Source organism: Rhizobium aethiopicum (assembly GCF_014197535.1).
Lineage (GTDB): Bacteria > Pseudomonadota > Alphaproteobacteria > Rhizobiales > Rhizobiaceae > Rhizobium > Rhizobium aethiopicum_A.
In genome coordinates this window covers 1-22,899 of the sequence record NZ_JACIFV010000044.1, presented here as the reverse complement: position 1 = coordinate 22,899, position 22,899 = coordinate 1, and the positions used below count along the sequence as shown (strand labels likewise).

Annotated in this window: 23 protein-coding genes; 14 read left to right on the top strand and 9 right to left on the bottom strand. The window is 58.6% G+C overall.

Translation table 11 applies throughout. From position 1 onward, the window contains the following. Positions 1-6: 6 nt before the first annotated feature. The gene (locus GGD53_RS30375; RefSeq protein WP_184460411.1) at positions 7-1,419 is read right to left on the bottom strand and encodes an aldehyde dehydrogenase family protein; all 1,413 of its coding nucleotides are present in this window, start codon (positions 1,417-1,419) and stop codon (positions 7-9) included. Beyond that, positions 1,419-2,480 (bottom strand): homoserine dehydrogenase, encoded by a 1,062-nt coding sequence (locus tag GGD53_RS30370; protein ID WP_184460410.1) that lies wholly within the window; start codon positions 2,478-2,480, stop codon positions 1,419-1,421. Before GGD53_RS30370 ends, GGD53_RS30375 begins: the two co-directional genes overlap by 1 nt. 548 nt (positions 2,481-3,028) lie before the next feature. Here GGD53_RS30370 and GGD53_RS30365 point away from each other — a divergent pair. From GGD53_RS30365 to GGD53_RS30330, 8 genes are all read left to right on the top strand, one after another. After that, a complete protein-coding gene (locus GGD53_RS30365; protein ID WP_184460409.1) occupies positions 3,029-3,805 on the top strand; it encodes an amino acid ABC transporter ATP-binding protein in 777 nt (258 codons plus the stop codon). A gap of 36 nt (positions 3,806-3,841) precedes the next feature. Further along, positions 3,842-4,660, top strand: a complete 819-nt coding sequence (locus GGD53_RS30360; protein WP_184460408.1) for a transporter substrate-binding domain-containing protein — start codon at positions 3,842-3,844, stop codon at positions 4,658-4,660. A gap of 60 nt (positions 4,661-4,720) precedes the next feature. Further along, positions 4,721-5,434, top strand: a complete 714-nt coding sequence (locus GGD53_RS30355) for an ABC transporter permease subunit (RefSeq protein ID WP_184460407.1) — start codon at positions 4,721-4,723, stop codon at positions 5,432-5,434. A 1-nt stretch (position 5,435) separates the two neighbouring features. Then, positions 5,436-6,116, top strand: a complete 681-nt coding sequence (locus tag GGD53_RS30350) for an ABC transporter permease (RefSeq protein ID WP_184460406.1) — start codon at positions 5,436-5,438, stop codon at positions 6,114-6,116. Positions 6,117-6,139: 23 nt separating this feature from the next. After that, positions 6,140-6,493, top strand: coding sequence for a cupin domain-containing protein (locus tag GGD53_RS30345; RefSeq protein WP_092754245.1), 354 nt, complete (start codon positions 6,140-6,142; stop codon positions 6,491-6,493). 43 nt (positions 6,494-6,536) lie between these two features. Next, a complete protein-coding gene (locus GGD53_RS30340) occupies positions 6,537-7,856 on the top strand; it encodes an NAD(P)/FAD-dependent oxidoreductase (RefSeq protein ID WP_184460405.1) in 1,320 nt (439 codons plus the stop codon). A 139-nt stretch (positions 7,857-7,995) separates the two neighbouring features. Continuing rightward, positions 7,996-8,979 (top strand): hydroxyectoine utilization dehydratase EutB, encoded by a 984-nt coding sequence (eutB, locus tag GGD53_RS30335; protein ID WP_184460404.1) that lies wholly within the window; start codon positions 7,996-7,998, stop codon positions 8,977-8,979. Beyond that, positions 8,979-9,974, top strand: coding sequence for a cyclodeaminase (locus tag GGD53_RS30330; RefSeq protein ID WP_184460403.1), 996 nt, complete (start codon positions 8,979-8,981; stop codon positions 9,972-9,974). Before eutB ends, GGD53_RS30330 begins: the two co-directional genes overlap by 1 nt. Positions 9,975-10,000: 26 nt before the next feature. On the opposite strand, the gene GGD53_RS30325 is transcribed toward GGD53_RS30330, so the two are convergent. After that, positions 10,001-10,885, bottom strand: a complete 885-nt coding sequence (locus GGD53_RS30325) for a LysR substrate-binding domain-containing protein (protein WP_184460402.1) — start codon at positions 10,883-10,885, stop codon at positions 10,001-10,003. 366 nt (positions 10,886-11,251) lie between these two features. Here GGD53_RS30325 and ltaE point away from each other — a divergent pair, with 366 nt between their 5' ends. The 4 genes from ltaE (at position 11,252) to GGD53_RS30305 (ending at position 15,725) form a co-directional block, all read left to right on the top strand. After that, a complete protein-coding gene (gene ltaE / locus GGD53_RS30320; RefSeq protein ID WP_184460401.1) occupies positions 11,252-12,286 on the top strand; it encodes a low-specificity L-threonine aldolase in 1,035 nt (344 codons plus the stop codon). Positions 12,287-12,685: 399 nt separating this feature from the next. Next, positions 12,686-14,188, top strand: coding sequence for an NAD-dependent succinate-semialdehyde dehydrogenase (locus GGD53_RS30315; RefSeq protein ID WP_184460400.1), 1,503 nt, complete (start codon positions 12,686-12,688; stop codon positions 14,186-14,188). Between the two features lie 108 nt (positions 14,189-14,296). Then, entirely contained in the window at positions 14,297-14,650 is a 354-nt protein-coding gene (locus GGD53_RS30310) for a cupin domain-containing protein (protein WP_184460399.1), read from the top strand. Between the two features lie 226 nt (positions 14,651-14,876). After that, positions 14,877-15,725: a GNAT family N-acetyltransferase gene (locus GGD53_RS30305; protein ID WP_184460398.1), complete on the top strand. Its 849-nt coding sequence runs from the start codon at positions 14,877-14,879 to the stop codon at positions 15,723-15,725. Positions 15,726-16,146: 421 nt separating this feature from the next. Here the strand turns inward: GGD53_RS30305 and GGD53_RS30300 are convergent, their stop codons facing one another. The 5 genes from GGD53_RS30300 to GGD53_RS30280 form a co-directional block, all read right to left on the bottom strand. Then, entirely contained in the window at positions 16,147-16,659 is a 513-nt protein-coding gene (locus GGD53_RS30300) for an Lrp/AsnC family transcriptional regulator (RefSeq protein ID WP_184460397.1), read from the bottom strand. A gap of 86 nt (positions 16,660-16,745) precedes the next feature. After that, on the bottom strand, positions 16,746-17,819 hold the full coding sequence (locus tag GGD53_RS30295) for a tartrate dehydrogenase (RefSeq protein ID WP_184460396.1): 1,074 nt from the start codon (positions 17,817-17,819) through the stop codon (positions 16,746-16,748). A gap of 148 nt (positions 17,820-17,967) precedes the next feature. Continuing rightward, complete coding sequence (locus tag GGD53_RS30290; RefSeq protein WP_184460395.1) at positions 17,968-18,651, bottom strand: GntR family transcriptional regulator; 684 nt, start codon at positions 18,649-18,651, stop codon at positions 17,968-17,970. 104 nt (positions 18,652-18,755) lie between these two features. Further along, entirely contained in the window at positions 18,756-20,126 is a 1,371-nt protein-coding gene (locus tag GGD53_RS30285; RefSeq protein WP_184460394.1) for an aspartate aminotransferase family protein, read from the bottom strand. Positions 20,127-20,134: 8 nt separating this feature from the next. Continuing rightward, entirely contained in the window at positions 20,135-21,211 is a 1,077-nt protein-coding gene (locus GGD53_RS30280) for a phosphotransferase (protein ID WP_184460393.1), read from the bottom strand. Positions 21,212-21,239: 28 nt separating this feature from the next. On the opposite strand from GGD53_RS30280, the gene GGD53_RS30275 reads away from it, so the two are divergent. Beyond that, complete coding sequence (locus tag GGD53_RS30275; protein WP_184460392.1) at positions 21,240-21,668, top strand: hypothetical protein; 429 nt, start codon at positions 21,240-21,242, stop codon at positions 21,666-21,668. Between the two features lie 41 nt (positions 21,669-21,709). Further along, complete coding sequence (locus tag GGD53_RS30270) at positions 21,710-22,399, top strand: haloacid dehalogenase type II (RefSeq protein ID WP_184460391.1); 690 nt, start codon at positions 21,710-21,712, stop codon at positions 22,397-22,399. Between the two features lie 335 nt (positions 22,400-22,734). On the opposite strand, the gene GGD53_RS30265 is transcribed toward GGD53_RS30270, so the two are convergent. Further along, the coding region (locus GGD53_RS30265) for an aldehyde dehydrogenase family protein (protein WP_184460390.1) at positions 22,735-22,899 on the bottom strand (165 nt) is incomplete at its 5' end.

Sequence of the window (22,899 nt, the reverse complement as noted above, 5' to 3'; positions counted from 1 at the left end):
CCGCGATCAGTGCTGCAGCGAGGTGATGCAGACGACCTTCGGCTGGGTCATGTCCTCATAAGCAAAGCGAACGCCTTCGCGCCCCATGCTGCCGTATTTGAATCCGCCAAACGGCATTGCATCGAACCGATAGTCGGACGACTGGTTGATCATGACACCGCCGGCATCGATCCGCTTGGCGGCCTCGAGCGCACTGGCAAGATCGTTGGTAAAGATGCCGGCATGGAGGCTGTATTCCGGCTTGTTAGCCAGCTCTATCGCCTCTTCAAGTTCATCGAACGGCTGCAGTATGACGACCGGGGCGAAGACTTCCTCATTCAGTACGTCGCACGTGGCCGGCACGTTTTCCAGGACGGTCGGGGGATAGATCGTGCCGGCTGGCTTGTGACCGCAGAGCAGCGTCGCGCCGGCAGCGATTGCTCGTTCCACCATTGCGGCGGCGTGGTTCACCGCACGTTCGGAGATCATCGGGCCCATGTCAGTCTCGGAGTTCATCGGATCGCCGGTCTTCATCCGGGCGGTTCGCGCCACGAAGTCGGTCTTGAAGCGTTCATAGACCGAGCGCTGTACCAGAATCCGCTGCGTTCCGATGCAATTCTGGCCCGCCGCCCAGAAGGCGCCTGACACGCAATCTTCCACGGCGGCCTGAACATCGCTATTTTCCATCACGATAACCGGCGCATTGCCACCGAGATCCATTGCGAGCTTCTTGATGCCTGCAGATCTTGCAATGGCTTCGCCCGTGACAAATCCCCCTGTAAAGGAGACCATGCGAACGTCTTTTGCCGAAACAAGTGCCTTCCCCAGGTCGGCGCCGCCGACAGCGACCGTGATGACCTCTTCCGGCAAGCCGCTTTCGATCAAGACCTCCACCAGCTTGATGGCCGACAGAGGTGTAAGCTCCGACGGCTTCAGAAGTACCGCGTTTGCGCCGGCAATGGCAGGGCCAAGCTTGTGGGCCACGAGATTGAGCGGGTCGTTGTAAGGCGTGATCGCAGCTATGATCCCTAGCGGCTCCCGTGTGTACCAGCCCTGGCGAGATTCCGATCCAGCATAGGCATCAAACGGAATAACCTCGCCGGCATTGCGCTTGGCTTCTTCGGCGGAGAGTTTCAGTGTGTTGACACAACGTGTCGCCTCCTTGCGGGCCTGGGCAATCGTCTTCCCCGCCTCCCGTACGATCAGGAGCGCAAACTCCTCCTTGCGTTCTTCAATGGTGGCTGCGGCCCTTTCGAGAATTGCAGAGCGCTGGTGGCGGGGGAGCGACCGGGCAATTCGCGCGCCGCGCCTGGCGCGTTCGAGCAACAGGTCCACAGCCTCGGCACTGGTCTCTGGGATCGTGCCGACAAAGCTTCCATCGAACGGATTAGTGACGATAATCTCTTTGGAAGAGGCAGGTTTCAAGGCGAGACCGGGCATCACGCGGCCTCCTTTGCGAAATTTGGCGAATGCGCATTGTGTATAGCCACGATGTCGGACAGCAGTGCGAAGGCGGTTTCGACTCGACCGGCGCCCGGGCCGCTCAAGGTGACGGGGCCGAGAAGCTCTGTGTTCAGCGATACTGCGTTGGTAGCGCCGTTGACGCCGGCGAGCGGATGTCCGAGGGCAAGCTGTTTGGGCGCGACACTGCCGGTTATCGTCCCGTCGGCATTGCGAACTGCTGACCCGACCAGTTTCCAACGACTTTCAGCCTTGGCAGCTGCTCGAATGTCGGAGGTAGAAAGCTTGGAGATGCCGTTGCAGGCGACATCCTCCGGCTTAAGATTTGCTCCCAGCAGCTCATTTGCCAAGATCACGACTTTCAGGCGAACGTCGAAACCCTCGACATCGGCGGTAGGATCGGCTTCGGCATAGCCCAGCGCCTGCGCTTCCGCGACAGCGCTGGCAAAGTCAAGACCCTGCTCCATGCGACCGAGGACGAAGTTCGACGTGCCGTTGAGGATCCCTTCGAACCCTTTGATCTCCGCGCCAGCGAGGGTCTTCTCTGCCATCCTTATGACGGGCGTGCCGCTCATGACGGATCCCTCATACTCGAAATGAACGCTGTTCGCCTCGGCAAGGGCTTTCAGTTCCCGAGCAGCGATTGCAACAGGCCCCTTGTTCGTGGTGACGACGTGCTTGCCCGAGTTCAGAGCCCAACGGCAGTGCGAAACCGCGGGCTCGCCGTCCGTCGGGTTCGTAAATGTCGCCTCCACAACGATGTCGGCAGGCGCCGTCTTGATGATGGCTTCGTTGTCAGCTTCGGCGCTGCCGCCGGAGAGCCCGCCAAAACCGCCCTTCGCGAAATTCGCCTCCACGAGGGTCTTGGCATCCAGACCGTTCGGCGAAATGACGGAACCGAGATAGAGATCGCTGACGGCGACGATGTTCAGGCGGAAACCGAGATCCTGTTCCCACAGAGGATTCTTCGTCGCGATGAGTTCGGCCAAAGCACGGTTGACGCCACCAAATCCGATTAGGGCAATATTGTAGATTTTCATGTGGCTTCCTCCGATGAAGCGATTTATCCGCATATCATCAGATGCAAATCGCTCAGTCGGAACGGTACAAACAGACCAATCTGCCGTGCATTTTGCTCATGATGCCGCCGTGTGAGACCATCTGGATCGAAAAACTCGAACGAACAAATAATCCGGGCCCAGGGCGTCTTCCGCCGTGCTAAGCAGACGATGAGGGGAAGTCGAGTTTACCCGCTGCGAGGGAAAGTTCTCTGCCGACACGCCGACAAGCGCGCACTTTCCTCTCCAATGAGGCTGCAGCGCGGTAACACGCAGACTCATTCCCCGGTCATGCTCCGGAGGAATCAGTTACCTATTCCAATCTTATCGACGACGTCATTCGATACCGCAATCATGACCCGCCGCAAAAATATTTGCGCAACCAAATTGATCTATATTGACACCAATAATGAGACCAATCTTATTATAACTGCAAGTAAGGTTCAGATTGGTTGCGTTGACGCCAAAGCAACTGACAGGGCCCCCCGCTGTAAAAACCGGTGGCCGTTCGCTTTGGAAAGGTGCAGCGCATGAACAACGTTCTGAAGGTGCATGACCTCACTAAAACATTCGGATCGACGACGGTCCTGGATGGGATCAGCTTCAACATGCGAGAGGGTGAAGTGATCTCGCTCATCGGGTCGTCCGGATGTGGAAAAAGCACCGCACTTCGCTGCATCAATTTTCTGGAGACGCCGACATCGGGTCGGATCGAGTGCATGGGCCAGTCCGTCTCCGTCGTCAATGACGAGCGCGGCGGGAGCCAGATCGTCAACGCTCGCGATATCAGGAATCTTCGCCGACAGATCGGCATGGTGTTCCAGAACTTCAATCTCTGGCCTCATCTGAGCGTCCTGTCCAACGTGACCGAGGCACTCGTTTGGGTGCTGAAACTCGGGAAGAAAGACGCCGAAGAGGTAGCGCTCTCGGCCTTGTCGAAAGTGGGCATGGCGAGCTTCCGCGATCGCTACCCGCAGCAGCTTTCGGGCGGGCAGCAACAACGCGTCGCGATCGCGCGTGTTTTGGCAATGAGACCAAAACTGATGCTGTGCGATGAGCCGACATCTGCACTGGACCCCGAGCTCGTGGGTGAAGTGCTGAAAGTCATAAGGGCGCTGGCGGAAGCGGGGGCTACGATCCTCCTCGTCACGCATGAAATGCGGTTCGCACGCGATGTGTCGAACCGGATGATATTCCTGCAAAACGGCCGCCTTGAGCAGGATGACGAACCGAAGGAATTGTTTCGAAACCCGGCGACGGAAGGAGTGAAGCGGTTTCTATCGACAGTGATGGCGGCCAACGCCTGAAAGCGCGCTACAACGAAAACCAAAAGGGGTAACATTATGATCAACAGCAATCTCATCAAGTCAGCATTCGCAACGAGCCTTCTCGTCTGCTCACTGGCAACGGGCGCGTCGGCAAAGGACGGCGTTCTGCGCATCGGGACGGAGGGCGATGCGCCGAAGTTCAGCATGGCCGACCCGAGCGGCAAGGTAACCGGGTTCGACGCCGATATCGCCAACGGCATCTGCGCCGAGCTGAAACTGAAGTGTGAATTCGTCGTGCAGACATTCAGCTCGCTGGTGCCCTCCATGGATAAAGATCGCTTTGACGTCATCATTTCCGGCCTTGGTATCACCGCCGAACGTCAGAAGAAGATCGACTACTCCATCCCCTATGCGACAACACCGCTCTATTTCGCTGTCTCCAAGGACTCCCCGCTTGCAGGGCTCAAGAGCCTCGCTGAAATCGAAAAGGCCCTCCAGGGCAAGAGTGTCGGCGTCGTCACCGGGACGACCTACGCCAGGTTCATGGAGAAGCGGATGCACGGCGCCGATCTTAAGACATACGACGCCGTCACGCAGCTGACCGCCGATCTCGCGAGCGGCCGTATCGACGTCGCCTTCGCGGATTCGCCGACATGGATGGATTTTTTCGCAACGCCCGACGGCGCCAACTTCACCAGGATCGACCTGAAGATCATGGCCATGGATGACCCAGACGTTCTTGGCCATGGCATGGGAGTCGGCATGCGCAAGGGCAATACCGAACTCAAGACCAAGGTCGATGCCGCCCTCTGCAACATGATCAACGATGGCAAGGTCAAAGAAGCCTCGATGCGTTGGTTCCAGGACGACTACACGATTCCCTGCAAGAAGTGATCGTTTCGAACATGAAGCCTGCCTTGGCACGGCCCAGGGCAGGTCACGGGGATTGTGTCCATGTTGGGTGACCTTTGGGTGTTGATGGTGGAGCAAAGTTGGGCGCTGGCTCTGCTGAAAGGAAGTGTCGTCACGATCGTGATCGGTTTGATCGGAATGGCACTCGGTTTTCTCGTTGCAACCCCCTTGGCCATCATGCGCTGGCGGAAGGTCGTGTTCGTCTCGCAACTCGTGGACGGGTACAGCATTCTTGTTCGTGGCGTTCCGGGCCTGCTGGTCATCTATCTCCTGTTTTTCGGGTCGATCGAGTGGGTGAAGGCGATTACGGCTGCGTTCGGCTACCAGGACTCGGCTGATGACGCATACCCCTACCTCGTCGGGGTGATCGCGATCGCGGTCATCTCGTGCGCCTATTCGATCGAAGTCATCCGGGGTGCGCTTCAGGCGGTGCCGTACGGTCTGCTGGAAGCCGCTCAGTCGCTGGCCTTGCCTAGAGGTGTAACGTTTATACGCATCACGTTCCCACTGGCACTGCGGCTGGCGCTTGGCGGGATCAACAACGTCTGGCAGATGACGATCAAGGATACTTCGCTCGTCTCGGTCGTCGGCTTACAGGAATTGATGAGGACGGCTGCCATCGGTGCAGGAATCACGCGATCCCCGTTGCTTTTCTACTGCATCGCTGCGGCGCTCTTCTTCTGCATGACCGCAGTCAGTCAAACCGCGTTTTCCAGCGCCGAACGTGCGCTCGACCGCGGCTTCCGAGGAAGATGACATGGATCTTGGAATAATTGCATATGCCGTGCCGTTCCTTGTCATAGGTGCCAAGACGACGTTGCTGATCGCCGTGTTCGGCGTCGGTATCGGGCTTCCCTTTGGTGTCGCCGTCGGGCTCGCGCGCTGCTCGAGAAGCCGGGTGTTGCGCCGCGTATGCGACGCCTACTGCGCGATCTTCCGCGGCACGCCTATGCTGGTCCAGGTCTTCGTCATCTATTACGGCTTGGCCCAGGTGAGTTTTATTCGTCAGAACCCCATTCTGTGGTGGATGATCGGAGATGGGCTGAACGCTGCAATCCTTGCGGTGGTGCTCAACACCGGTGCCTACACGGCGGAGATTTTCCGCACGGCTTTCCTCTCCCTGCCGAAAGGACTTATCGAAGCGGCAGAAGCCTGTGGCATGCACCCGTGGCACGTCTTCAGGAGGGTGAAGTTCCCGCTTGCCGTGCGCCAGGCTCTTCCCGCTTATAGCAGCGAGGCGGCGATCATCGTGAAGGAATCCAGCCTCGCGTCAACGATTACCGTTCTGGAAATAACCGGATATGCGAAGCGGCTCATGAGCGAGACGTTCGCGATCATGGACATCTTCATCGTCACCGCAGCGTTCTATCTCACTATAAACGTCGTCGTCTTGACAGGTTTGAAACTCCTCGAACGGCGCCTGTCGTTTGCCCGATAAGCAGATCAAAGAAAGGTCTTCCAATGTCCAAACTCACTTTCGTCGATTACAACAATCTGCCTGAACCGCGTAAAGGCCAGCCCGCGCCTGAAAGGCTGGTCGAGGGAAATCCGCAGTTTCTCTCCTGGGACATCGCGCAGACCGCCGACGGCGTCGTTCGCTCCGGCGTCTGGGAAGCGACGCCCGGCGCATACCGCTCGATCAAGGGCGAAACTTTCGAATTCTGTGTCATTCTGTCGGGTGTGTCCGAATTGATTGAGGATGGCTGTGAGCCGCGACGCATCGTTGCCGGCGACGCTTTCGCCATGCATCCAGGTTTCGTCGGAACCTGGAGGGTGATCGAAACGACGCGAAAGCTTTGGGTCTGCCGAGACTAAGCCAATAATCGATTGAAATCATCTTTCCGGAACTTAAGCTCTCATGGCCCAAGCTCAAGCGCATCCCATTAAATCCACGCCCTACTGGTGGGAGGACAGCACATTTCCTTCCCTGCCATCGCGGAACGTCGAGAAGACATGCGACGTGGCGGTCGTTGGGGGAGGGTACACTGGTTTGTCGGCGGCGCTCGAACTTGCCCGTGCGGGCAAGCATGTCCAGCTGTTCGACCGTCAGGCCCTTGGTCTTGCGGCATCGGGCCGCAACGGGGGCATGTCCAGCGGAAGCATCCGTCCGGGGCGGAAGGATTTGGTCAGGCGGTTCGGGCAGGAGAGGGCGCAAGCCATTCTCCTGGAAGGTAAGGCCGCGCGAGAGGATCTCTGGCGCTTCCTCAGAGACGAGAATGTCGAATGTGACTTCTCGCTGTCTGGCGCCTTCAACGGGGCCATGACGGCTGATCAAGCCGACGAACTCCGTCGTCAGGCAGACTTTCTGCATCAGAATCTCGGCATCGAGGCATATCCGGTGGAAAGGGCCGATGTTCCGAAGTTCATCGGAACTGACCTTTATGTCGGAGGCCTTGTGCGCAAAGACATCGGTGGGCTGCAGCCGGCCAAGCTTCTTGCGGCCATGATCGATCTGGCAAGTTCATCGTCGGCGATCATACATGAAAATACCGCAGTCCTTGGATCGACAAGCGAGGCCGGAGGCGTGCGAATTCAAACGCAGCGCGGAGAGGTTTTCGCCAGAACGCTTCTTGTCTGCACTGATGGCTACACCGACGGTTTCGACCCGTGGCTCCGTCGCCGCCTTGTTCCTGTCCGCAGCAGGATAATCGCGACTGAGCCGCTCGACAGGGAGGTGATGGATCGGCTGATGCCGCCACGCATGATGTATGGCGACCTGCGTAAGCTCAGCTACTATTATCGGCCGTCGCACGATGGATCTCGGATCTTGTTCGGCGGACGCGACGGGACGACTGAAGGAGACTCCGCCGCTCCGATTGAACATCTGCGAAGCGAACTTGCGCGGCTTTTTCCCGAACTCGCAGGAATAGGTCTTACGCACAGCTGGTTCGGCTATGTCGCCATGAACCGCGACATGATCCCGCGCATGTTCTCCCGCGGAAATACAGTCTATGCGACCGGCTATTGCGGCTCCGGTGTCGTGTGGGCCAGATGGCTGGGCAAAAAGGCGGCGTGCAAGATCCTCGGTGACGGGGAACAATCGCGGTCTGCGTTCGATTTCGATGCCGCTCCGAGGGCCGTCCCATTCTTCAACGGCAAACCCTGGTTCATTCCTATCGTTTACTCGATGTATGCGCGGCACGACAAGAAGATGCTCCTCAGACGCCGGAAGGGCTGAGGTTCAGGTGCCATACTCGTTTCTGCAAGTCCGCCACGGCGCCGAAAAAAAGTTCGTGCCGTTCGCTTGCAATCAAGCCCTGCGTTGGCGCTACGCAGCAGACAACAACTGGCAAAGGAGGGAGCCAAGGTGAACAGACATGATTAGTCTGGAAACGATCGAGCAGGCGCGCGAGCGCATCAGCAAGCACATCCGCACCACGCCTTTCGTCATGTCGGCGTCACTGTCCGAACTGGCCGAGACGCAAGTCAGCCTGAAGCTCGAGCATCGCCAGTTGACCGGAAGCTTCAAGCTTCGTGGAGCAACCAATGCAGTGTTGCAGCTCACTCAATCGGAGCGGGATAGAGGCGTTGTTGCGGCTTCCACGGGCAATCACGGACGCGCGCTGTCCTATGCCGCCGACGCGATTGGCTCCCGAGCGACCATTTGCATGTCGCACCTCGTGCCGGAAAACAAGGTGGCTGAAATCCGCCGGCTCGGCGCTCGCGTACGGATCGTCGGGTTATCACAAGATGAAGCGCAGGTTGAGGTTGACCGTCTCGTCGCGGAGGAGGGCCTCAGCATGATCCCGCCCTTTGATCACCCTTGGGTCATCGCCGGCCAAGGCACCGTCGGACTTGAAATCGTCGAGGCGATGCCTGACGTCGCCGCAGTTCTCATTCCCCTGTCCGGCGGCGGTTTGGCGGCAGGTGTCGCGGCGGCTGTCAAGGCGGTGCGCCCGGATGCCAAGGTAATCGGTATAACTATGGAAAAGGGAGCGGCGATGAAGGCTAGCATCGACGCGGGGCACCCGATCCAGGTCGAAGAGCATCGAAGTTTCGCCGACTCGCTCGGCGGCGGCATCGGATTGGCCAATGCCTGGACGTACCCGATGTGCAAAACCCTTCTCGACGACGTGGTGCTCGTCAGCGAGGCCGAGATAGCCGCCGGCATACGTCATGCCTATGCGTATGAGCATGAGATTATCGAAGGTGCTGGGGCAGTCGGCATTGCTGCGCTGCTCTCAGGTAAACTGGCGCAGGTTGAAGGCCCGATCGTAGCCATTCTTTCTGGTGGGAACATTGACATGGCGTTGCACATGAAGGTGGCCAACGGCCTCGACACAATTGGTGAGGGACGCTGATGCCTAAAATAGGGATATTGACCGAGTCAGAGCTTCGAACCATCGTTCCGCTCGACATGGATGCGGTGAATTGCGTTGAAAACGCCTTCCGCGCATTGGCCGTGGAAAACGCGGTTCAGATGCCGCCGATTTTGCGCCTTGACGTGCCCGACAGTAGGGGCGAAGTCGATGTGAAGACGGCTTATATTCATGGTTTGAGCAGCTTTGCCATCAAGGTCAGTCCGGGTTTCTTCGATAATCCGAAGATCGGGCTTCCGAGCACTAATGGTCTGATGGTCTTGCTGTCGAGCAAAACCGGCTTGGTGCAGGCGCTCTTGCTGGACAATGGCTACCTCACCGACGTTCGCACAGCGGCCGCCGGCGCTGTCGCGGCAAACCATCTGGCACGGAAGGACGCGTCGATCGCAACGGTCTTCGGAGCGGGCGTTCAGGCCAGGCTGCAACTCGAGGCCCTCATGCTGGTGAGGCCTATTCGAGAGATCCGCGTTTGGGCGCGTGATTGTCGACGGGCGCAAGCGCTTGTTGAGCAGCTCGGAGCCCGACAAAATCTTTCCATTTGCGCATTTCAGGATCCGCATGAAGCGATCACCGGGTCACAGATCGTCGTAACGACAACACCTGCTGACCGACCGATTGTCCATGCGTCGTGGCTCGAACCCGGACAGCACCTGACCGCCATGGGTTCGGACGCAGAACATAAGAACGAGATTGACCCCATCGCTATCAAAGCGGCAGATGTTTACGTGGCTGACAGCCTCAAACAAACGCGAAGACTGGGTGAATTGCGCCATGCCATCGACGTAGGTCTCGTCGCAAGCGATGCTGATTTTCCGGAACTAGGTCAGATCGTTGCAGGCGCCAGACCGGGCCGCAGAAGTGCCTCGGACATCACCATAGCCGATCTTACGGGCACCGGTGTTCAGGATACCGCTATTGCCACGCTGGCGTTTGCGCGCGCCGAAGAACGAAGTGCCGGCACGTTCTTTGAAAGTTGACAGTCGTCGGCTCTTTGCCGCCGACCTCATGACGCAGCATGAAAATCTTCTTGAATGGCGGCGAGAAGCCAAGACACGAATTGATCGATTCCAGCCGTCCTCCTCGCCGATGCCGAACGAATAACGCCGTAATGTGAACCATCAGGGTGAAAGCCGAATGGTGCGGTCAGGCGGCCTTTGCGGATATCGTCAATGGCGATGATCTTTGGGCACATGGCCACACCAAGACCGCTGGCTGCGGCCTCCACCATCAGGAAATGATGGTCAAGAAAGCGCGTCGAGCGCGGCTTCGGCGCGTCCGGATGAGCGGTGGACCACTTCTGCCATCCATCCGGACGGGTCTTTGCAGCAAGCGCGACATAATCGCCGGCAGCAAACCGATCCGTCATGGCAGGATGCATGACAGGACCAACTTCCTCCTCGATCAACCGTTCGACCTGCCAATTCGCATCGATCGCGAAATCAAGCCTGCGGATTGCAAGGGTGATACGGTCGCGCGCAAAATCGAAACCCCCGCCACCGACAGAAAGGTGAAAATCGATTCCGGGATGGCGATCCTGAAATTCCGAGAGGCGCGGGATCAGCCATCGCATGGCAACGGATCGTTCGCATGAAACGACGATCGGCGGTGACTGATCAACTTTGCGGATATCCTCCAGCGCCGCCGAAACGAGGGACAAAGCGTCTGTCGTCGCCTGCGCGAGCCGTGAACCCTCTCCCGTCAGCCTTAGGCCACGCCCATCAACTTCCAGCAGACGAATGTCGAGGTGTTCGGAAAGTTTCGAAACGCGCCGGCTGACAGCACCGTGCGTCAAATTTAACTCAGCCGCAGCGGCACGCACGGAACCAAGGCGCGCAACGACTTCAAAGGCACGCAGATCATCGAGGGATGGAATGTCCGAACGCTTCATTGGTGACAAACTATCACCGGTAAGTTTGAAATCATATCAATTTCCATCTCGAAGTACGGAGGATCGGTCGAAGCGGGCGCTCTCCTGAAGCGAGGCTCCTCGAATCAGAAGAGTGGGACAAGACGGCAGCCGCAAGCTGTGAACCCGAGGCAGCATATGTGACGTCACAGGGCAACCGCCCGCAAACAGGGCGCGAAAGATCGAGCCAAGATCGATGTTGCAGGTGGTGGTCAAATGCAGTTGCAACGCCGCTAGATCGCATGATTGGTGATCCTCTATCACCATAATCCGTCAGTTTATATCGATAGTCCGAGCCTATCCTTTCGCTAGTATGACCGGTACAGCCAAACCGATAAGGTCTCGATCATGCAAGCCAATGCTATTCGCCTCGACTTCCGCTCCGATACGGTTACCCGCCCAACTGCGGAAATGCGCGCGGTGATGGCGGCCGCCGAGGTGGGCGACGATGTGTTGGGGGATGATTTCACGGTTAAGGCGCTCGAGGCGCGCGTTGCCGAGCTGTTCGGCAAAGAAGCGGGACTGCTGCTGCCGACCGGTACCATGGCCAATCTGGCTGCGATCATGAGCCATTGCCAGCGCGGAGAGGAATATCTCTGTGGAAATGAAGCCCATACCTATCTTTGGGAAGCTGGAGGCGCCGCCGTGCTCGGCTCGGTCCAGCCGCAGCCCTTGCCAGTCCGGGCTGACGGCACGATCCGCATCGAGGATCTTCACGCGGCGGTCAAGGCGGACGATCCACATTTTGCGATCACACGACTGGTAACGATCGAGAATACGTTCGTCGGCCGGGTACTGCCGCGACGTCATCTGGACGAGGTCGTCGAGTTTGCACGGGATCGGAAGCTTGCCACTCATCTTGATGGTGCGCGGATATTCAACGCGGCCGTGGCGCTCGGCGTAGATGTCGCTTGTTTGGCTGAGGGTTTTGATAGCGTGTCGGTGTGCCTCTCAAAGGGGCTCGGGACGCCGCTCGGATCAGTGCTGGTCGGGGATGTCAAGTTGATCGGACAGGCACGCCGTTGGCGCAAGATGCTGGGCGGGGGGATGCGGCAGGCAGGAATAGTTGCAGCGGCGGGGCTGTACGCCCTCGACCATCATGTCCGACGTCTGGCCGAGGATCATGCCAACGCCAAGGCTCTGGCCGATGGATTCTCGGAAATAGCAGGACTGACGGTTAAGCCGCCGCAGTCCAACATGGTGTTTGTTGAGCTCGCGCCCGAACTGACGACCCGGGTATCCGATGCGCTGCGTGAGCGCGGCATCGCGGCGAGTTTTTGGCCGGGTGGGCGAATGCGCTGGGTCACCCATCTCGACGTCGATCGAGTCGCCGTTGACGAAGTTGTCGCAGCGGTGCGCGACGTCACTGAAAGTCGGAGATGAAGAGCCCCGGCGGAAGCAGGCCTCTTCTGAATCTAAAACGATCCGGGAATTTGCACGGACGGGTCCTGCGCAGCGGGCCTCGTCCGCCCACCGATCTGCGTCCTGGCGTTTGAGGCACCGCATCAAACTGAAGCCGAGAAGCGGCTCATCATGTGGCGTACGAGCGCGTCTAAAAGGCCGGTGACGATCGTTCCCGTCGACCGAGAGAGCTCCTTTCGCAGGCATTCTCGATTTAGCCGGGATACGAGATATCAGGCGTTTCGAGCTGCTTTTGTTGATCCTAACGCCACCACGATTTCAGCAGATCGAAAATAATCCGCGAGACCAATTTGATCTATATTGACACCAATGTCGAAACCAATTCTATATTGATCGCACAACGATCCTGATTGGTAGCGAATGGTGGTGAACGTGAAAGCAACTCCGACACTTGAAGCAAGCCGTGCGCCTTCGCAGGCGGCTGTAGCATGCGAAGCTCCCACGCAACTGTTCATCGGCGGCGAATGGGTTTCGGCAAAAGGTGGCCGGACCTTCGATGTGATCGATCCTTCGACGGCGGAAGCAATCGCCACAGTTTCTGACGGCGACATCGCGGACGCGATGGCGGCGGTCGACGCGGCGGAAAAGGCGGCTGCGGCCTGGAAATCAACTCCGCCGCGTCGGCGCGCGGATGTCCTGATGAAGTGTTTTTACCTTCTTCTCGAACAAGCCGAGTGGCTGGCGCAACTGATCACCGTGGAAAATGGCAAGGCGCTTCCCGACGCGAGATCGGAAATCGCCTACGCGGCCGAGTTTTTCCGCTGGTATGCCGAGGAGGCTGTGAGGGCTCCCGGAGAATTTGGATCAGCGCCTTCCGGCGCAAACCAGATCATCGTCAGCCATGAACCGATTGGTATCGCCGTATTGGTAACGCCTTGGAATTTTCCGGCAGCGATGGCGACCCGAAAAATTGCCCCGGCGTTGGCTGCAGGCTGCACTTGCATCCTGAAGCCGGCAGCCGAGACGCCTCTAACGGCGCTTGCCATTGGAGAACTGATGCGGCAGGCAGGTGTTCCTGCCGGAGTGGTCAACATCGTTCCCACGAAAAAAGCCGGCCCTGTGGTCAGCGCAATGCTGCATGACAAGCGGGTCCGGAAGCTGTCGTTCACCGGCTCGACCGGCGTTGGCAGGATACTGCTGCGCGAGGCCGCGGACCAGGTCGTCAGTTGTTCAATGGAATTGGGCGGCAATGCGCCATTCATCGTATTCGATGATGCCGACCTGGAAACGGCGGTCGCCGGCGCAATGGTTGCAAAGATGCGCAACGGCGGTGAGGCTTGTACGGCCGCAAACCGCTTTTACGTGCAAAGGGGGATTTCTGCTGACTTCATTCGGCGCTTCGCCGAGGAGATGGCAGCGCTCAACGTTGGGCCGGGACTGGCACCGGATACGCAGCTTGGCCCACTGATCACGGATGCAGCGGTGACCAAGGTGGAGCGCCTGGTAGACGACGCGATCGCCAAGGGAGCCCGGCTGGTGACAGGCGGTAGCAGGTTGAGCGGCGAGGGTTTCTATTATTTGCCAACCGTTCTCGCCAATGTCTCTCTGGACGCTGAGATACTTCGCGAAGAAATCTTCGGTCCGGTTGCGCCCATTATTGTGTTTGATACCGAGGACGAGGTCGTCGATCTGGCCAACGACACCGAATACGGGCTTGTATCCTATATCTTCAGCCGAGACCTCAAGCGTGTGCTTGCAGTGGCCGGCAGGCTGGAAAGCGGCATGGTCGGGATTAACCGCGGTGTCGTTTCCGACGCTGCGGCGCCGTTCGGCGGGATGAAGCAGAGTGGCCTCGGGCGCGAAGGCAGTCATCACGGCATGCTCGAATACCTCGAAACGAAGTACATCGCCGTCACCTGGTAGGTCGTTGCGAGCAAGGCCGCTTGCCAGTTAGCAATCATGTGCCGACGTCAGGCAGGCTCCAACACGGAACGATGCCGCGGGTGACTGCAGCAAGAATAGGAGAGATAAATGTCCCTACTGAAAACCATCGACCCGAATCCATCCTTCGAGCCGAAGCATAGAACTGCCGAGCCGGAGCGCCTGATTGCGGGCAGCCCCGCCTTCAGGACGTGGCTGCAGGACACCGCCAAGGACGGCAAGGTCAATACCGGTGTTTTCGAGGCGACGCCCGGTGAAACGCACTCCATCAAGGGCGAAACATTTGAATTCTGCCATCTTGTGCATGGTGTGATCGAACTGACGGAAAAGGGCAAGGATCCGGTCATTTATCGCGCGGGCGACAGCTTCGTGATGAAGCCGGGCTACGTCGGGGTCTGGAAGACAATCGAGACGGTGCGGAAGATTTTCGTCACCGTCACCTGATCATTCGAGCAAACGATGCCGTTTTTACGTGCATCTTCGCATCTGCAGGCGGGGCGAGGCGGCAGGCAAGCCGTTTCGGCCGGCGAGACTTGAAAGCGATGGGCGGTTTATCCGTCGCTCGTTACTCGGCTTGTATATCCGTGTCCGGTACGGCCGGGAGTCTCGCTTCTCCGCCGCGGCTTCATAGACCCTTCGCTCTTATCACTGGTGAGCAGGAGACCCACGAATGGATGAACTCATGCAAACGGAATCGATCGTTCTTGCGCCTTTCGAGGCTCATCATGTGGGCGGAGCCCTCGCGCTGTCGCGTGCAGCGGGTTGGGCGCACAGGAGGGAAGACTGGGAAATGATACGGTCTCTGAGCGAAGGACGCGTTGCGCTCGCCGGCGACCGGGTTGTGGGTACCGCCCTCATGACTCCCTTCGGCGACACTTGCTCTGCCATTAACATGATTATTGTCGATGAAAGCCAGCGTGGACGGGGGGTGGGAAGAAAATTGACCACCGCCGTGTTGGAACTCGCTGGTGAGCGTGAATGCCGATTGACGGCGACGAATGACGGCTTGCCTCTATATGAAAAACTCGGATTCGTCGCGACGCACCAAATCCTCCGTCATCAAGGCATTGCCGGTCAGGTCGGTGCTCCTGACAATGTTGAGTGGATCGGGCCTGACGCGCTGCCGGCAATCAAAGCGCTCGATCGTAAGGCATTCGGGGCCGACCGTGACGCGATATACAACGCCCTGGCGAATGAGGGGAGTTTCGCCGCCATCCGGAAAGGTGATCGTATCGTCGCCTTTGCGGCAACGCGGTTGTTCGGAAAGGGTGAAGTCGTCGGGCCCGTCGTTGCGGAAAACTCGCAACAGGCGAGGGACTTGCTTGCCTTCATCCTTTCGGGCAAGGAAGGTCGCACTATGCGAGTCGACATCCCTGAACAGACCGGCCTTTCGTCACCGCTCGAAGACTGGGGGCTGCCTCGCGGGGGCACCGTCGTTGCGATGGTTCGCGGCGCGGCGGTTCGATCTGATACACCGGCCGTCCAAACTTTCTGCCTTGCGAGCCAAGCCATCGGCTAACGTGAAATCCGAAGTGCGACCCGGCGACATTGGTCAGATCTGGCTGCCGCTGGGAAAAAGCGTCTCGCCCCAAAGGCGCCCGCGCGAGTGGCGATCACGAAGGATTCACTGGAAATTCCGGTAAGGCCAATTATCCCAGTTCCCGCCAGACAAGGCCGCAAACTCTCGTTCATCGGCCTTTACGTGTATGCTGCCTGTCAAAATGGACGCCCATCTGACGGGTGGCTCCTTAGATCCAGTGCTGGCTGTGCCCCCGCTGCATCGCCCCCGCGCTCGGAGGGTCGGCTCCGATCTGATTCCGCGTTGACGCTTTCCCCTCTGCTCTGCTGCCGACCACGGAGTACCCTGAGCATGGCGCTCCCGCTCTCGCAACATCCACGGCTCCGCCGCTTTGAAATGGTAAGCACCCATAGCCTGTTCTTCAGTTGTCGTCTCTCATCATACCAGCGGCACGAGATGCCGGCTGGAACAGGCTTGCAAGCGGCAAACGCACTTTGATCAGGGGCGATTTCAAGACGACGAAGGTGAAATACTTGTCAATGCCGATCTCTAAATCGAGAAGCTGCTCCATGATCGTCTGGTACTCGTCGATTCCGGTGGTGACAAATTTGACGAGATAATCGTAGCCTCCGGAAACCAAATGGCACTCGATAACTTGATCAAACTTCTCGATCGCACTGATAAACCTCGCGAAGTCAAGTTGACGGTGGCTCTTCAGCGTGATTTCGGTGAACACCGTCAGCGTCCGACCGAGTTTTGCGATATTGATCTGCGCAGAGTAGCCCTGAATATAGCCCTTCGCCTCCAGCCTTCTTACCCGCAACAAACAGGGACTTGGCGAGAGGTTGACCATTTCCGAAAGCTCGACATTCGTCATCCGGCCATTCGTCTGCAGTGCGTTCAGTATCTTGACGTCAATCCGATCAAGTTTCATTGGCTAATTCCCACTGATGAGGATGGTGCCGGCGAAATGGCTTCCTTGCTTTGTGATCGCTCCAGGTCATCGTCGACCACGTGCCTCTACAAATTCGAAGAGTGGATCGCGTCGCAGACGGCCTCGGTAACCTCCTGGGTAGTAGCTGAGCCGCCCACGTCGGGGGTTAGGATTCCGGCGCCGGTCACCCGTTCGACAGCGCGCATGAGGCGGGCCGAGCATTCCCGCTCGCAGAGGTGGTCGAGCATCTGGGCAGCAGTCCAGAATGCGGCAATCGGGTTAGCGATGCCCTTGCCGGCAATGTCGAAGGCGGAGCCATGGATCGGCTCAAACATCGAGGGAAAGCGACGCTCCGGATCGATGTTCGCCGTCGGTGCAACTCCCAGACTACCGGCAAGAGCACCAGCGAGATCGGAAAGGATGTCGGCGTGAAGGTTCGTTGCTACGATGGTATCCAAGCTCTGTGGCTTGAGCGTCATCCGGACCGTCATGGCATCGACCAGCATCTTGTCCCACGTAACCTCAGGGAATTCCGCCGCCACCTCGCAAGCGATATCGTCCCACATGACCATGCCGTGCCGTTGGGCATTGGACTTCGTAACGACGGTAAGTAACTTGCGCGGCCGGGATTGGGCCAACTTGAAGGCGTAGCGCATGATGCGGGTGACGCCGACGCGGGTGAAGATGGCGACCTCGGTGCCGACCTCTTCGGGCAGGCCGCGGTGTGCGCGGCCGCCATGGCCAGAATATTCACCTTCGGAGTTCTCCCGCACAATCACCCAGTCGAGATCGCCGATACCGCAATTGCGCAGCGGCGAAGTTATGCCAGGCAGGATCTTGGTTGGCCGGACATTGGCGTACTGGTCGAAGCCCTGGCAAATCGGCAATCTGAGCCCCCACAGGGTAACATGGTCGGGAACATCCGGTGCTCCGACCGCGCCGAAATAGATAGCATCGAATTTCTTGAGCTGCTCCAGCCCGTCCGACGGCATCATCACGCCATGTCTCTTGTAGTATTCAGATCCCCAGTTGAAGTTTTTGAAGGTGAATTTTACGTCGCCGAGTCGGATCTCCAGGTTTGAAAGAACAGTCTGACCAGCAGCGATCACCTCAGGTCCGATGCCGTCGGCGGGTATGGTTGCGATGGAGTATTCACGCATAAAACTTCTCCGCAGCGTTATTGGCCCAAGTTGACCGCTGGCGCCCGTTACCGGGCATGCGATTGGCGTCGAACCCGCATCGCCGACATCCTCAGCGCCGCCTGAGAGGCGGTCTTTTCCGAAACGTCACATGCCCAGGGAGCGCTGGTCAGCGTTGATCGAGCAATTTGATCTGGAGATCTTCCCAATGCTCCTGGAATGCATCCCGCGCCGTATCGTAGTGACGGCTCCTCAAGCTGTTGATGAGCCGCTCGTGTTCTTCCGCCATTTCTTCAGCGGTGGAGTAGAAATCCTGCCGCTGTGCGAGAAGAAGCTCGATCTCGCCCTCAAGGTCCGAATAGGTCCGCTTGAGCCGAGGGCTACCGCTGGAGGCAATGACCGCGCGGTGGAAGTCGCGGTCCGCAGCAACCAACAGGGATCTGTCGGAGGACAGGGTCGACCTGTGCATAACATCGATCGCCTCCAGCGCCTGAGATGGGATAACGCCGGTCAGCACGATCAGACGTATGGCCTCGCCCTCAATGGCGCCGCGCACCCGCGTGATATCGACAATATCGTCTGGCCCGAATTCGGGCACTACAAAGCCCCGGTTCGGTATCTGACGCAACAGACCTTGCGTGACGAGCACCTGGGCTGCTGTACGGAATGTGTGCCGCGAGGTCGAATGCTCTTCGCACATCTTCACGTCGCGTAGGAACTCGCCCGGTCGGAAGTCCCCCGACAAGATTCGCCGTCGCAAGGCGTGAGTCAGGACCTCCACTGCGCTGGCGGGCAAAGGCTCGACGTTCATCTCTGGATCTTCGGCTCGGTTCTTGGCGGGCAGCGACGGCATGGGCTCTGGCTTTGCTCGTTGTTTATGTCGTATACCTACGCCACATGCGGCGGCGCAGGGCAAGGGAGACGATATGGTACCTCCTCGCCGCATGCTGGCGGGTCCTAGATCTGCACGGACCGAAGCGCCTCGTCGACGCCTTCGAGCAAACGCGCCGCGTTGGCTGATGTGAAGATGAGCGGGGGCCTGATCTTCAGGATATGTGCGTCCGCTCCCGTTGCGGAAATGAGGATGCGCCGGTCGCGCAGGGCATTGACCGCCGCAAGCGCTCGGTCCATGTCGGGTGTTTTCCGGTCCCTGTCCGTAACGAGTTCGACGGCGAAATAGAGGCCGGCCCCACGAACATCGCCGACAAATTCGTATTTTTTCTGCAGGCTCCGGAGGCCGTCGAGGATTTCGCCGCCGACCTTGACGGCATTGTCCAACAAGCCTTCTTCGAGGATAGTGTCGAGCACGGCTCTTGCTGCGGCGATAGCGACGGAGTTGCCGCCAAACGTATTGAAGTAGCGCATGCTGGATCCGAATTCGGCAACGAGTTCGGGCCGCAGCACCACGCCGGCAACAGGATAGCCGTTGCCCATGGGTTTGCCCATTGTGACGATGTCCGGATCGACCTTGTGACGGCTGTGGCCCCAAAGATGGGTGCCGGTCCGACCGAATCCGGATTGCACCTCGTCGGCAATGAACAGGCCGCCAGCCTTGCGCACAACTTCCGCCACCGGCACCAATACGTCCGTCGGATCGACGTAGAGACCATCGGAGGAGAAGACGGAATCGGCGATGAAGGCCGCTAGGCCGCCGCCATGCCGCTCCATGTCGGTGATCTGCCGCGCGACATCCTCCGCCATCCGCCGGCCGATTTCCTCGATGGGCAGGCGATAGGAATCCGGCGCGGCGACCGTGCGAAGATAGGGATCCAGAGCCGACTTCCTGCCGAGCGACGGCGAGATTGCCGCCACCGCGCCGCTGTTGCCGTGATAGGCTTCCGCGGTGACGATGACGCCGGTCTTGCGTGTGTGGTAACGAGCGATCCGCAAGGCGAGATCGTTGGCTTCCGAGCCCGTGCATGTGAACATCGCGCATCCGGTCCGGCCGAGTTCGCCCCCGAACGTATTGATCAGGGCTTCGGCATAGTCCAGCAGCGGCTCCTGCATGTAACGCGTGTGGGTACAGAGTACCTCGAGCTGCTTCTGGATCGCCTCGACCACACGCGGATGAGAGTGACCCAGCGACACCACGTTGTTGTAGGCATCGAGATATTCGTTGCCGTGCTTGTCATAGAGGAAGACGCCCTTCGCACGGGAGATCTCAACCGGGGACTTGTAGAAGAGCCGATAAGCAGGCCCGAGCAGCCTTTGCCGCCTGGCGACATGCGCCAGATCTTCACTTGCGAGATGAGAGGTGTCCTGAGGGTTGAAGCCATTTGGCATGTCGCCACGGAAGCCCTTGGGCAGGGTAGTCGCTTGTTTGGACATTGCTGTTCCTATCGTGTCAGAAGATCGGAAATCTGCGCGGTCGAAATTGAGTGAAACCACTCGAGGTGGGCCCAGCCGGCTTCTGTGTTGCGCAGGATATAGCGGCTATTCTCGGGGAAGATCTCTGCGCGCCAGCATGTCAGCAGCGCACGAACCGCAAGGCGGCCCATCGACAGGAAGGGAATGAGCCGGAGCTCCTCATCCGTCAGCTCGGCATGGCGGAGATAACCGCGCAGAACGTCGCGCGCTTCGTCGAACAGATCTCGCCGGTTCCCATGGTCGAATGTTTTCGGCATCTGGTTCATCAACGCCGTGGAGACATCGACGGCGATGGCGGTACGAACCGCATCGCCGAAGTCGATGACGCCGGTCAGGAACTGTGGGCTGTTGTGATCGACGACCAGGTTCGACGTATTGAAGTCGTTGTGGAGCACTTGCCGCCGGCACAGATCGAGCTTCGGCTTGATTTCGGCAAACCGCTCGAGCGCACGGACGGTCCAGGCCCGCTTGCCGCCCTCAGGGATGAAGCTCAACAGATCGGTGAGGTCGAGCAGATGGGTGACGTCCCATGCCACCGTCCGGTCGTCTGCGGGGTGCGAGAAATCGGCCAGGGAATGACGCAGTTTTGCCAGGATTTCGCCGATCCGTTCACGCTGCGGGGCTGTGCAAGATGTCCGGTCAAGCGGGGTGCCGGCAAGGAAGGTAATAAGACGCACGACTCTCCGCTCGCCGCCACTCGTAGTGACGGTCGGCAAATCCGCCCCGTTGACATCGCGAATTGTGCGGGGAATTGGTAGGTCAGGGGCTCGCTGCTCCAAATGACGCATCAGCGACACCTGGAAATCGAGTTCCTCGATCCGCTCAGAAGGATGAGCGATCTTCAATACAAACTTCCCCTGGGCGGCACAGTCGAGGAGGAACGTGTCGTCCTTTTCTGTTTCAAAGCGAGTTGCCGAGCCGTGCGTGCCATATAGCCGCTCGGCAATTCGTTCGGCTTCCGCAGTGCCCAAGGTATTGCACGCCTCGGAAAGCTCAGGGACGCGGGCTGGCCCGCATTGATGCTTGTAACCCATCTTCAAACTCATTCCTGTCCTGCCTCGGAAGGGCAGTTCGATGACCTCAGTATCCCATGCTTCCGTTTTTGTACAACAATTTTTTTCCATGAAGAATGGGATCAAGCTCAGTTTTTGCGATGATTTCAAGCTTGATCAATCGAAAAATCCTTTAGATTCAACGGCATATATGGATGCTGAGGGCTGCTTTGGTGGCGAGGCGCACACGTCGTCGGGGAATTTGGGGGCTGAGTTATCCGAAAATTGTTGGACAATCAGTTGCCATTGCCTGAAAGTTATGCCAGTGTGCTCCCACTGGTCGGAATGCAGCGAACACGTCAGATTGATCCGCTTTGGTGGATTGGCCCGGCATCTGAAAAAGCAGAGGAAATTGACCAGATACGAAAAGGTACCTGCCGCGTCCGCATTGGGGGGCCGTCGGGACCGCGACCTCTTTAGACAGGCGGCATGCCCGCCAAATGACCTTTGATAGGCACACCCGTGCCATGAAAATTGGAAGGAATACACGCGATGACCCAATTTCGACCGAAGTACGTGACCTTCGACTGCTACGGCACGCTCACCAATTTCGACATGGCCGGCGCAGCGCGACGCGTCTACAGCGAGCGCCTCTCCCCTGAAGCGATGGTCGCCTTCGTCGAGGCTTTCAGGGGCTATCGCCTTGACGAGGTGCTAGGCCCATGGAAACCGTTCGTCGAAGTGGTGCACAATTCGATCGAACGCAGCTGCAAACGTATCGGTATCTCGTTCAAACCCGAAGACGCGCAACGCATCTATGACGAGGTGCCAACCTGGGGTCCGCACCCTGACGTCCCGGCTGGCCTGTCCAAAGTGGCCAAGGAAATTCCGCTGGTCATCCTCTCGAACTCCATGAACAACCTGATCATGTCGAACGTGGAAAAGCTGGGCGCGCCCATCCATATGGTAATCACAGCAGAAGAAGTCGGGGCATACAAACCTCTGATGAAGGGCTTCGAATACATGCTCGACAAGCTCGGCTGTGGACCGGAAGACATTACCCATGTGTCGTCATCCTTCCGCTACGACCTGATGACCGCTTATGACCTGGGCATCAAGAGCAAGGTCTGGGTCAATCGCGGCCATGAGCCGGCCAATCCCTTTTACGAATACACCGAGATCAAGGACATCGGCGGGCTAGCCGCTGCCGTTGGCCTGGAGCCAGCCCTCAAGCGCGCCTGAAAAGCCAAGGCTCAGGCGCCGTTACGACGATGAGACCGGGGCGGTCCGTTCGCCCCTTCTCTATACGTTCGAAGGGGCAAGCATGGCCTTGCACCCTTCCACACCCGTGAGCTGCTGGCGTTAGAGGACGGTGTGATCCGAGCTTGACGCAACAACACGTCGGACTTAGGGTGCGTTTGTTGCGCGGCCGCTATCAATGTCCGCTTTCGAGTACCGAGGCTGTTCCTCAACAACTGTTTTTAGGGGCGCACAGCGGTCGTCCGCGAAGCGTGCGGGGAATGACTGGACCGGGTCGAGCGCGGACATCCGAAACGGCTACACCGCACTTTGACCGTTCACTCGTTCGAGAAGCCGGCTATGCCCTTGATCTCGGAAAACTCGTGCAGTCCGAACTTCCCGTATTCGCGACCGTTGCCGGATTGCTTGTAGCCGCCGAAAGGGGCGGCACTGTCCCAGGCGGCGCTGTTGAGGCGAACGCTGCCGGCGCGCAGCCTGCCTGC